Source organism: Sphingomonas sp. Ant H11, from assembly GCF_000797515.1.
Classification (GTDB): domain Bacteria; phylum Pseudomonadota; class Alphaproteobacteria; order Sphingomonadales; family Sphingomonadaceae; genus Sphingomonas.
In genome coordinates this window covers 1-11,592 of the sequence record NZ_JSBN01000048.1, presented here as the reverse complement: position 1 = coordinate 11,592, position 11,592 = coordinate 1, and the positions used below count along the sequence as shown (strand labels likewise).

General features: G+C 64.3%; 9 protein-coding genes and 1 pseudogene. 3 read left to right on the top strand and 7 right to left on the bottom strand.

Annotation, left to right across the window (positions count from 1 at the left end; translation table 11 throughout):
- Window positions 1-17 precede the first annotated feature (17 nt).
- Together metF and NW75_RS10170 are read right to left on the bottom strand one after the other, a co-directional pair.
- Window positions 18-956: a methylenetetrahydrofolate reductase [NAD(P)H] gene (gene metF, locus NW75_RS10175; protein WP_033965083.1), complete on the bottom strand. Its 939-nt coding sequence runs from the start codon at window positions 954-956 to the stop codon at window positions 18-20.
- Window positions 953-1,933: an ArsR/SmtB family transcription factor gene (locus NW75_RS10170; RefSeq protein ID WP_033965081.1), complete on the bottom strand. Its 981-nt coding sequence runs from the start codon at window positions 1,931-1,933 to the stop codon at window positions 953-955. Before NW75_RS10170 ends, metF begins: the two co-directional genes overlap by 4 nt.
- Before the next feature lie 200 nt (window positions 1,934-2,133).
- Here NW75_RS10170 and NW75_RS10165 point away from each other — a divergent pair, with 200 nt between their 5' ends.
- The 3 genes from NW75_RS10165 to NW75_RS10155 are packed head-to-tail and all read left to right on the top strand — an operon-like array spanning window position 2,134 to window position 3,565.
- Window positions 2,134-2,415 carry a hypothetical protein gene (locus NW75_RS10165; RefSeq protein WP_010403519.1) on the top strand — a complete coding sequence of 94 codons (282 nt, stop codon included), beginning with the start codon at window positions 2,134-2,136 and terminating at the stop codon, window positions 2,413-2,415.
- Complete coding sequence (locus NW75_RS10160; protein WP_033965078.1) at window positions 2,415-2,612, top strand: hypothetical protein; 198 nt, start codon at window positions 2,415-2,417, stop codon at window positions 2,610-2,612. The genes NW75_RS10165 and NW75_RS10160 overlap by 1 nt, the downstream gene beginning before the upstream one ends.
- A 2-nt stretch (window positions 2,613-2,614) precedes the next feature.
- Complete coding sequence (locus NW75_RS10155; protein ID WP_033965076.1) at window positions 2,615-3,565, top strand: aldo/keto reductase; 951 nt, start codon at window positions 2,615-2,617, stop codon at window positions 3,563-3,565.
- 216 nt (window positions 3,566-3,781) lie between these two features.
- Here NW75_RS10155 and NW75_RS10150 read toward each other — a convergent pair whose 3' ends face one another.
- The 5 genes and pseudogenes from NW75_RS10150 to acnA form a co-directional block, all read right to left on the bottom strand.
- Window positions 3,782-5,377, bottom strand: coding sequence for an isocitrate lyase (locus tag NW75_RS10150; protein WP_033965089.1), 1,596 nt, complete (start codon window positions 5,375-5,377; stop codon window positions 3,782-3,784).
- A gap of 140 nt (window positions 5,378-5,517) precedes the next feature.
- A complete protein-coding gene (locus NW75_RS10145) occupies window positions 5,518-6,477 on the bottom strand; it encodes a hypothetical protein (protein ID WP_033965074.1) in 960 nt (319 codons plus the stop codon).
- Between the two features lie 9 nt (window positions 6,478-6,486).
- A pseudogene (locus tag NW75_RS10140) lies at window positions 6,487-7,872 on the bottom strand (helix-turn-helix domain-containing protein).
- A 276-nt stretch (window positions 7,873-8,148) separates the two neighbouring features.
- Window positions 8,149-8,418 (bottom strand): CBU_0592 family membrane protein, encoded by a 270-nt coding sequence (locus tag NW75_RS10135; protein ID WP_033965071.1) that lies wholly within the window; start codon window positions 8,416-8,418, stop codon window positions 8,149-8,151.
- Between the two features lie 13 nt (window positions 8,419-8,431).
- Window positions 8,432-11,104, bottom strand: coding sequence for an aconitate hydratase AcnA (gene acnA, locus NW75_RS10130; protein WP_033965069.1), 2,673 nt, complete (start codon window positions 11,102-11,104; stop codon window positions 8,432-8,434).
- Window positions 11,105-11,592 lie beyond the last annotated feature (488 nt).

The window sequence follows — 11,592 nt, the reverse complement described above, 5'->3', positions numbered from 1 at the left end:
AGCGGGAGGGGAATGTGTTACGCCGCCGCAGCCGCCGCCACGGGCTTAGCGCGCAGGCCCAATAGGTGACATATAGCAAAGCTCAGCTCGGCGCGGTTGAGCGTGTAGAAATGGAAATTGCGCACATCGCCCGCATACAGCTTGCGGCACAGTTCGGCGGCGAGCGTCGCGGCGATCAGCTGCCGGCTCGCGGGATGATCGTCCAGCCCCTCGAACAGGCGCCCCATCCACGGCGGCACCACCGTGCCGCACATCGCCGACATGCGCACGATGCTCTGGAAATTGGTGACCGGCATGATGCCGGGCACCATCTCCGCCGTGATCCCCGCCGCCGCCGCACGATCGCGGAAACGGAAGAAGGTCTCGGGCTCGAAGAAGAATTGCGTGATCCCGCGCGTCGCGCCTGCATCCAGCTTTCGCTTGAGATTGTCGAGATCGTCCGCCTGGTCGCGCGAATCCGGGTGGCATTCGGGGTAAGCCGCGACCGAAATCTCGAACGGGTGCAGCCGCTTCAACCCAGCCACCAGATCGGCGGCATTGGTATAGCCTTCGGGGTGCGGGACAAAGCCCCCTGCCCCCGGCGCATCGCCGCGCAACGCGACGATATGGCGCACGCCTGCCGCCCAATACTGCTCGGCAATCTCGTCAATTTCCGCGCGCGACGCCTCGACGCAGGTCAGGTGCGCTGCCGCCGCCATGCTCGTCTCGCGCTCGATCCGCGCGACCGTGGCGTGGGTGCGGTCGCGCGTGGTGCCGCCTGCGCCATAGGTGACCGAGACGAAGCTCGGGCCGAACGGCTCCAGCGTGCGCACCGTCTCCCACAGCGCCTCTTCCATCTTCTCGGTCTTGGGCGGGAAAAATTCGAACGACACCGCCGCATCGCCTGCCAGATCCGCGAACAGCGGGGCCTCGAGCGCGCGCCGCGCTTCCTCGAGCTGGTTCACCGAAATCGTCATGCCGCCATCGCCTTATGTACCCCGGAGTGTATCCCGGAACGCTGGGCATCGCGTTTGCGCGCGAGCCATAATTTCACCGTCAGTTCCCCGCCTTCCAGCCGCTCGGTCCGCTCGGGCGCGAGATCGGCGGCGGCGAACCATGTCGCCATTTGTTCATCGACAAAGCCCAGGCGGGTATGCCCGTCCTTCGTCCGCAACTCCTCGCGGTCGTGCGCCGCGAAATCGGCGATCAGCAACCGCCCGCCCGCCTTCAGCACGCGCGCCGCCTCGGCGATCGCCGCACCCGGCTGCTGCGCGAAGTGCAGCACGTGGTGCACGATCGCCACGTCCGCCGCACCGTCCGCCAAAGGAAGCGCATAGAGATCGGCCTGCCGCAATTCCGTATTGTCCAACCCCCGCTCGGACAGTTTCGCGCGCGCCAGCCGCAGCATTTCGGACGAGCGATCGATTCCAAGCGCCTGCTCGGCCCGCCCTGCAAACAGTTCCAGCATCCGCCCGGTGCCGGTGCCGATGTCGATCAACTGGCCGATTGGCGCATCGCCCAGCACCGCCGAAATCGCCGCCTCGACCTCGCTTTCGGCGATATGGAGCGAGCGGATCGCGTCCCACTGTCCCGCATTGGCCTCAAACCACAAAGCCGCCGAGGCAGCGCGATCGGCACGCACCGCCGCCAGCCGCGCGGAATCGGCTACCGCCCAATGGTCGGGCTGAAGCGCCGCCCACGAATCCAGCGCCTCCAGCACCGGGCCGACGGTGGTGCCGCCGCCCAACGCTACGAACACCCAACTGCCCTCCTTGCGGCGCTCGGCCAGACCGGCATCGCACAGGATTTTGACATGGCGGCTGACGCGCGGCTGGCTTTGCCCGAGGACCTGCGCCAATTCGCCAACCGACAGCTCCATCGAGCGCAGCAGGGCAACGATGCGCAGCCGGGTCGCGTCGGCAAGCGCGCGAAAGATGTCGAGGGCAATGGTCATTGACGATGACATATAAAGATATCTTTATATGAGGTCAACGCGCTTCGGACCGTTCCGCCTTTCCGTCAAAGCCGCGCCCCTACATCGCCCCGCCCTCTTAGAGCGGCTTGCGTGCAACAAGATCGGCCGGATGGAGTTGAAGGGACACCGCCCATCCTTTACCGTCGCGGCACATCTTCCGAAAGCCAAGGGTACTCATGATGACCAAGTCGCTCGCCATTCTGCCACTGGCTGCTCTCCTCGCATTCGGCGTGTCCGGCTGCAGCCCAAAAGCACAGAATGAAGTTTCCGAGGCAGCAAACGCCGTTGCTGCCGACGCCAATGCGACCGCAGCGCAGGCTGTCGACGATACCGACGCCGCGCTCGGTGCCGCCGAATCGCGGATCGACAATGCGGGCGCGGTGCTCGGCAATAAGGCCGACCGGGTCGCCGACAAAACCGGCGCAGCATTGAAGGATGTCGGCAACGAGATCCAGGATTGATGCGGACGCCCTTGCTTTTCGCGCTGCTGTTGCTGGCGGCTTGCTCGGGCAAATCTCCCTCCGGTGCAACCGCAGGGGAAGACAAGGCGCTCGACACGGCCGCCGCCTCGCTTGACGCCAATAGCGCCGACGCCAATGCCGCGATCATCGTCGATGACGATGAAGGCGGCAACGAAACCGACTCCGGGGACCACTGATCATGACCACTCTACGCCGCCTTGGCGCGACCGAACTCCATATCGCGCCGCTCATATTGGGCGGAAACGTCTTCGGCTGGACCGCCGACCAGGACACCAGTTTCGCGGTGCTCGACGCGTTCGTCGCGGGGGGCGGCACGATGATCGACACCGCCGATGTCTATTCGGCGTGGGTGCCCGGCCATAAAGGCGGGGAATCGGAAAGCGTGATCGGTGCCTGGCTCAAAGCGAGCGGCAAGCGCGAGCAAGTGCAGATCGCCACCAAGGTCGGCATGCTGCCGGGCGACGGCGGCGAAAAACTCGCCCCTGCGCGTATCGCAGCGGCATGCGACGCGTCGCTCCAGCGGCTGGGGGTGGAGACGATCGATCTCTATTTCGCGCATCAGGATGACGATGCGGTGGCGCAGGAGGACGCGCTCGCGGCCTTCGCCAAGCTGATCGACGCGGGCAAGGTACGCGCGCTTGGTGCGTCCAACTTCCACGCAGCGCGGCTGAAATCGGCCAATGACGCCGCCACCGCCCACGGCCTGCCGCATTATCACGTGCTGCAGCCCGAATATAATCTGGTCAGCCGTCACAAGTTCGAAGGCCAGCTTCAGGATTATTGCGTCGAACATAATATCGGCGTGGTGCCTTATTACGGCCTCGCCTCGGGCTATCTGACCGGCAAATATCGCAGCGCCGCCGATTTCGGAAAAAGCGTGCGCGGCGGGCGGATGCAGGCGTTCATGGATGGGACCGGCCCTGCCGTGCTTGATGCGATGGACGCGATTGCCGAGGAAACCGGTGCTTCACTGGCGCAGATCGCGCTGGCCTGGCTTGCCGCCCAGCCCGGCGTCACCGCACCGATCGCCAGTGCCACCAGCGTTGCGCAAGTCGAGGAGTTGATCGGGGCGATGGACCTGACGCTCAGCACCGACCAGATCGACCGGCTGACCAACGCGGGGGTGTAAGCCCAACCCGTTGCCGTCACCCCGGCCTTGTGCCGGGGTCCACCGCTGCGCGCGGATAACGGTTCAGAAATCCGTGGCAGGGTGGATGCCGGGACGAGCCCGGCATGCCGGAAGGTCGAAGGCCCGCCGCGGCAAAGCCGCGTCGTCGGCCGGGGCTGCAGGCCCCGCCGGCCGGGCCGGCCGCGGGCGCGGCGGAGCTTTGCTCCGCCTGCTGCGTCAGGCCGCGAACTGGTTCATCGTATTGTGCGCGCCACCGGCCTTCAGCGCCGCTTCGCCCGCGAAATACTCCTTGTGGTCATCCCCAATGTCGCTGCCCGACATGTTCTGGTGCTTCACACAGGCGATGCCTTCGCGGATTTCCTTGCGCTGCACGCCCTTCACATAGCCGAGCATCCCCGCCTCGCCGAAATACTCCTTGGCGAGATTGTCGGTCGACAGCGCTGCGGTGTGATAGGTCGGCAGCGTGATCAGGTGATGGAAGATCCCGGCGCGCGCTGCGGCGTCCTTCTGGAAGGTGCGGATACGCTCATCGGCTTCATCGGCCAGCGGCGTGCCGTCATAATCGACCGACATCAGCTTCGCACGATCGTAAGCCGACACATCCTTGCCCTCTCCCGCCCAGGCATCAAACACTTGCTGGCGGAAGTTGAGCGTCCAGTTGAACGACGGCGAATTGTTATATACCAGCTTGGCGTTGGGCACGACCTCGCGGATGCGGTCGACCATGCCCGCAATCTGCGCGATGTGCGGCTTCTCGGTCTCAATCCACAGCAAGTCCGCACCATGCTGGAGCGAAGTGATGCAGTCGAGCACGCAGCGATCCTCGCCGGTTCCGGTGCGGAACTGGAACAGGTTGGACGGCAAACGCTTGGGCCGCAGCAGCTTGCCATCGCGGTTGAGGATGACGTCGCCATTGCGCGCAGTGGCGGGGTCGATCTCCTCACAATCGAGGAAGCTGTTATACAGGTCGCCAAGGTCACCCGGCTCCTTCGACACCGCGATCTGCTTGGTCAGGCCTGCACCGAGCGAGTCGGTGCGCGTTACGATGATCCCATCCTCGACGCCGAGTTCGAGGAAAGCATAGCGACAGGCGCGGACCTTGGCGAGGAAGTCCTCATGCGGCACCGTAACCTTGCCATCCTGATGCCCGCACTGCTTTTCGTCGCTGACCTGATTTTCGATCTGCAACGCGCACGCGCCCGCCTCGATCATCTTCTTGGCGAGCAGATAGGTCGCCTCGGCATTGCCGAAGCCCGCGTCGATGTCGGCGATGATCGGCACGACATGCGTCTGATAGCCGTCGATCGCGTTGAGCAGACGATGCTCGTTGACTTCGTCGCCAGCAGCGCGGGCGGCATCGAGCTCGCGGAACATCATGCCGAGTTCGCGCGCATCGGCCTGGCGCAGGAAGGTGTAGAGTTCCTCGATCAGCGCCGGAACACTGGTCTTTTCGTGCATCGACTGGTCGGGCAGCGGCCCGAATTCGCTGCGCAACGCGGCAACCATCCAGCCCGAGAGGTACAGATAGCGACGCTCGGTCGATCCGAAATGCTTCTTGATGCTGATCATCTTCTGTTGGCCGATGAAGCCGTGCCAGCAGCCCAGCGACTGCGTGTATTTGGCCGGATCGGCGTCATACGCCGCCATGTCGCGGCGCATGATCGCGGCGGTGTAGCGCGCAATGTCGAGCCCGGTCTGGAAACGGTTCTGCACCCGCATCCGCGCGACGCTTTCGGCGTCGATGCCGTCCCAGGTGCCGTTCTGGCTCTGGATGAGTTTGGCGGTGTGGGCGATAGCGGTCTGGTAGGTCACGGCGAACATCCTCATCGGCTGCGATGTGGATGATGTAGGCAAGTTTACAGAACTATTTGACCAAGAATCGTCATAAATTGGCGTTTCGCTGTTAATTAGCGCGGCACATTTTTGTAATTATGATATATATTTACAAACCGTCAGTCAGGGCGATCTTGGATCACGCTCGGCGTCGGGCGCCCCCGTACATAGGCCTGGGCCGGGCTTGCGATGGGAAAGCCCGCCGCCGTCGCCGCCGCTAAAATGCGCCGGATATTTTGATAACTGCCGACACTCACCGCGACGCTACTCGGCAAATTGAGCCACTCCTCCGAAACCAGCAAACCACCGCGCGCCTTTTTGACCCGACCGTCGGCCACCAGCCGCTCCACCCGACGCTGCACCGTCGCGTATGGAAGGCGCAGGGTACGAGCCAGCGCACTCACCCTGAGCGGACGACGCAGCGAATCGGGCGGGACGCGGAATTGATCCGCGTAACGCCGGGCCAATTCGGGATCGTAGGTATAGGCGCGGGCGTTTGCGCACAGGATGGTCGAATACAGAACAAGATTGATCCATTCCTGGTGCAACCCCCGATTGTTATCGGCAACGGCGAGCATGATGTCGGCAGCAGCCCGCACCCCGACCGCCGGATGATACAGGCTCGTTACGCGCTGCGACGGCATCGGCAGGTCGAATGCCTGCAAATCCTCGACCAGCCTGACAAAGGCATCGTGCGCCGTCATCGACATTTCGACCATTTCGGGGCGTTGCAAGCCACTGGCAAGCGCCACCACCCCGCTTGGCGTGCGCGCCACCACCTCTTGCGCGATCAGCGCATTGACGTGGCGACGCACGGTCTCGAACGGACGTGAAAGCGATGCCGCCAAGGAATTGATCGAGATCGCGCGGGAATCGGGCGGATCGGCGGCGGAGTCCATGCCGTCGATCGGGGTTGCCGCACTCTGGCGCGCGATCAAGGTGAAGATCACGAACCGATCCAGATCCCCGTCAAAGCCGCGCAGCCCCGCCTGGACAATGGTCGTCTGCATCTCGGCCAGAAAGCGGGTAACCAGCCGTATCGGCGGAACCGCCCCGAAATCGCTTTCCGCCTCTCCCATGATCGTGCCTCAGTCCCCGCCAAAGGTAAACGCGCTCACGCCGCGCTCGCGCTCGTTGATCGCCAATGCTCGACCGACCGGCGGCAGCGATCGCTGCGGACAACCGCCGCGCCCACATGCGCGGCAGCCAAGCCCGATCGGCGTGGCCTCCCCCTTCAAATCGAGTCCCCCGAGCCACCACCAACGTACCGGCATGCTCCGCCGCCACGCCCAGCCCGACCGCGAATTCCGCCGGCACCGCGCCGTAGCGCCGCCCCTGCGGCGTAACGGTCCGCGCCATCGTCAACCAGCGTGCACCACCCTCCAGCTCGATCAATTGCACCGCCAGCACTCCCGGTCGATCGAACGCGGCGTGCAACCGCCATAGCGGGCAACGCCCCTCCGACTCCGCCAGCGGCGATCCGCTCGCCCCTGAAAAGCGCTTCGACACCTGCCCGGCGCGATCGATCCGCACCAGGAAAAACGGCAGCCCGCGCGCACCAATGCGCTGCAAAGTGGTCAGCCGATGCGCGACCTGCTCGAATCCAGCGCCGAAGCGGCGTTGCAGAAGTTCAATATCGTATCCCGTCGCCTCGCACGCGCGCAGGAAGCGCGCATACGGCATCATCAACGCCGCCGCGAAATAGCTGGCGAGGTGGCGGCGATACAGGCGTTCCGCGTCGCGATCGGTAAAGCCTGCCCCCTTGGCCAGCCCATCGATTTCGCCACGCGCCTCGATCTGGGCGAGTTGATAGGCCGCCCCGAACACGCGCGACGCCGGGTCGAGCATTTCGGAGAGCTGCAATTGCCGCGCGTGGAGATCGGTGCGGCGCAGCAGATCGGGCATGACGTCCACCGGCAATACGCGAATGGTGAGCTGATGCTTCACCCGCAACCGCTCGGCAATCGCTCCATAGAGATCGCCCGCGCCGAGGCGCAATTCATCGGCAAGCCCTTCCGCCAGCGCATCCAGATCGGCGAAATGGCCACGCCATCGTTCAATTTCGCGGCGCACCTCGCAATCGGATCCGCCGCCCCTGCCTCGGCCGAGCCCGCCGCCCCGATCCGGTCGAACGCGCGCGCAAACGCTTCCGCCCCGCCCGGTGCGCCCGCCAGCCATTCCTCGATTTCATTGCGGTCGATTTCCAGGTCGGCGAACATCGGGTCGGCGAGACGTCGCCGGAGTGCCGCCTCCCCCCCGCCGGGTTCCCCCGCCGCCAGCGCCCGCGGGTCGAAATCGAAACTCTCCGCCAGCTTGACGATCAACGATGCCGATAAAGGCCGCTGGTTCTTTTCGACCAGATTGAGGTAGCTCGGGCTGATCGTCAGCATTTCGGCCATGGCCGCCTGCGTCAGTCCGGCCTGCCGTCGCAAACGACGGATAGCGTGCCCAGCGAACAATTTGCGATCGGCCATGCTTCTGCGTCCCTCACGATGCGGCGCGCCCCAAGGGAGCCCCCCGATCATCATGCCGCAACCTGTCATATATTTACAAGGGGACTCCGAATTCACGCAGATAAGTAACGCCTTTACCGAATGGCGGGCGCATCCCCCCTGTTCGGCGCGGGTCTTTCCTCTCTATTGCGCCGTCAACGGATCGGCAGCTTGTCAAAAGCTCGACCGTTCGCAGAGGCTTGAGAGTTTCCTGGGGAGGAAAGGATGCCCGCCATGCACATGCGTGGCGGGCATTTCCTATTCTACTTCCTCATTGCTGCGACGAAGACGCTTTTGCAGCAGCCGAATCAGCGTGACGATACCAATCGTTGCCCATGCAATGTTAAGCGTGGTCGAGGGCCACGCCCCGTGCCAGCCGCTATTCAAAACAAATCCGGCCGCACCGACGACGTTCATCCATTGGAACGCTGCCGACTGGCCGGACAGTTTGCCGGTCGAAACCAGCAGATAGGAAGCGAGGATGAGCAGCGCCGCTGCCCATCCAATCGCCTCGATCGCCGTCGTCACGACAGCATCGGCATTACGCCGCCAGCTTGCGCAGCACGTACTGCAGGATGCCGCCGTTGAGGAAATATTCCAGCTCGTTGACGGTATCGATCCGGCAACGCGTCAGGAAGGTTTCGACCGTACCATCGGCGCGGGTCAGCGTGACCTCGACATCCTGGCGCGGGCGGATTTCGGCGACCTTCATGATCGTGAAGCTTTCCGAACCGTCGAGCTTCAAGGTCTTGCGGTCGACACCTTCGGCGAACTGCAGCGGAAGCACGCCCATACCGACCAGGTTCGAGCGGTGAATGCGCTCGAAGCTCTCGGTGATGACAACGCGTACGCCGAGCAGATTGGTGCCCTTCGCCGCCCAGTCGCGCGACGAACCGGTGCCATATTCCTTGCCCGCGATGACGATCAGCGGAACGCCGTCCGCCTTGAAGCGCATCGCCGCGTCATAGATCGGCATCGTTTCGCCCTTATACGAGGACATGCCGCCCTCGACGCCGGGGACCATCTCGTTCTTGATGCGGATGTTGGCGAAGGTGCCGCGCACCATGACATTGTCGTTGCCGCGACGTGCGCCATAGGAGTTGAAGTCGGCGCGTGCGACCTGGCGCTCCATCAGCCAGGCCCCTGCCGGGCTGTCGGCCTTGATCGAACCGGCCGGCGAAATGTGGTCGGTCGTGATCGAATCGCCCAGGATGGCGAGCGGACGCGCCTCGACAATGTCCTGCACCGGTGCCGGGGTCATCGACATGCCCTCGAAATACGGCGGGTTGGCGATGTAGGTCGATGCGGGCGGCCACGCATAGGTGTCGGAGCCGACCACGTCGATCGCCTGCCACTTCTTGTCGCCCAGGAACACGCTCGCGTAGCGCGACTGGAACATGCCGCGGTCGATGTTCGCATCCATCACTTCGCGGACTTCGGCGTTGGTCGGCCAGATGTCCTTGAGGTAAACGTCGGTGCCGTCGGTCGCCTGGCCGATCGGGGTGGTGGTGAAGTCTTCGGTCACCGTGCCCTTGAGCGCATAAGCGACGACCAGCGGCGGCGAAGCCAGGAAGTTGGCGCGCACGTCGGGCGAAACGCGGCCCTCGAAGTTGCGGTTGCCCGACAGCACCGAGGCGGCGACGATGTCATTGCCGTTGATCGCCGCCGAAATCGGCGCGGCGAGCGGGCCCGAATTGCCGATGCAGGTGGTGCAGCCATAGCCGACCAAGTTGAAGCCGACCGCGTTGAGGTCCTCGGTCAAGCCAGCCTTGTCGAGATAGTCGGTCACGACCTGCGAGCCGGGTGCCAGCGAGGTCTTCACCCAAGGCTTGGGCTTGAGGCCGAAAGCATTGGCCTTGCGCGCGACCAGACCAGCGGCGACCAGCACCGACGGGTTGGAGGTGTTGGTGCAGCTCGTGATCGCCGCGATCACCACGTCACCATCGCCGATGTCATGGTCCCGGCCTTCAACCGGAACGCGCTTGGCGCTGGCGTGGCTGTAGACCTTGGCGAGATCGGCGTTGAACGTGTCATCGACTTCGGTGAGGATGACCTTGTCCTGCGGGCGCTTGGGGCCAGCAAGCGACGGCACGACGTTCGACATATCGAGTTCGAGCGTGTCGGTGAAGACGGGGTCCGGCGCATCCGCCAGGCGCCACATGCCCTGCGCCTTGGCATAAGCCTCGACGAGCGCGATCTGTTCATCGGTACGGCCGGTCAGACGCAGATAGGTGAGCGTCGCGTCATCGATCGGGAAGAAGCCGCAGGTCGCGCCATATTCCGGTGCCATGTTGGCGATCGTTGCGCGATCGGCGAGGCTCAGTGCGTCGAGGCCGGGGCCATAAAATTCGACAAAGCGGCCGACCACGCCCTTGGCGCGCAGCATTTGCGTGACGGTCAGCACCAGATCGGTCGCGGTGATGCCTTCAGCAAGCGTGCCGGTCAGCTTGAAGCCGACGACCTCGGGGATCAGCATCGACACGGGCTGGCCGAGCATCGCGGCTTCCGCCTCGATCCCGCCGACGCCCCAGCCGAGCACGCCCAGGCCGTTGACCATCGTGGTATGGCTGTCGGTGCCGACGCAAGTGTCGGGATACGCGATCGTCTTGCCGTCCGGCGACACCGACGACCACACCGCCTGCGCGATGTTCTCGAGGTTCACCTGGTGGCAGATGCCGGTGCCGGGGGGCACGACCTTGAAATTGTCGAGCGCCTTGGAACCCCATTTCAGGAACTCGTAGCGCTCATTGTTGCGCTGATATTCGAGCTCGACGTTATCCTCGAACGCCTTGGGCGTGCCGAACTCGTCGACCATCACCGAGTGATCGATCACGAGGTGCACCGGCACCAGCGGGTTGATCTTGGCGGCATCGCCACCAAGCTTGGTGATCGCATCGCGCATCGCCGCCAAATCGACTACGCAGGGCACGCCGGTGAAATCCTGCATCAGCACGCGCGCGGGGCGATACTGGACTTCGCGGTCGGATTTGCGCTCCTGCTGCCAGTCGATGATCGCCTGCAGATCCTCGGTGGTGACGGTAACGCCATCCTCAAAGCGCAGCAGGTTCTCGAGCAGCACCTTCATCGAGAAGGGCAGACGGCTGATATCGCCGAGCTTTTCCGCGGCGGCAGCGAGGCTGAAATAATCATACTGCGCGCCGTTCACGTCGAGCGTGGTGCGAGTGCCGAGGGTATCCTGGCCAATGGCGGTCATATGCAGCGGGTCCTTCCCTATGGGGCCTAACGGGGCGCGGCGGGGAGGCGGCGAAAAGCCGCGCGGGCGCGCCCAGTATGGGCGAATGCAAGAGTCGCGAGGGGCGATAGCAGCGAGGGGAAGCTTGGGGAAGGGCACGAGGCCACGCCCAGCGTCTAAAAGGTTGCGCGCTGAGCGATCGATCCCCCGCTCGCCCCGCCGTCCTCAACGCCGTCCTTAACGCTGCATTGCCTTATGATAGATCATGGCGGGGGGGCTGCTTTGCTGGTAGGAGCGCCGGACGACACGAGCGCGCCGGCGCGCTTTGGTCCGAAGTGGGGTAAAAGCGTGACAGAGCAAGCACTCGTCCTGGACGATCGCGTAGTTGCAGCCGATGCTCCTGTTGAAACGGCTCCACTCGAAATCGCGAACCCCGCCGCGCTGTCCGGCGCTTCCATGGCCGCGCTGGCGGCGACGCTGGCGCTTGCCGCGTGCGGAGACGGCGGAAG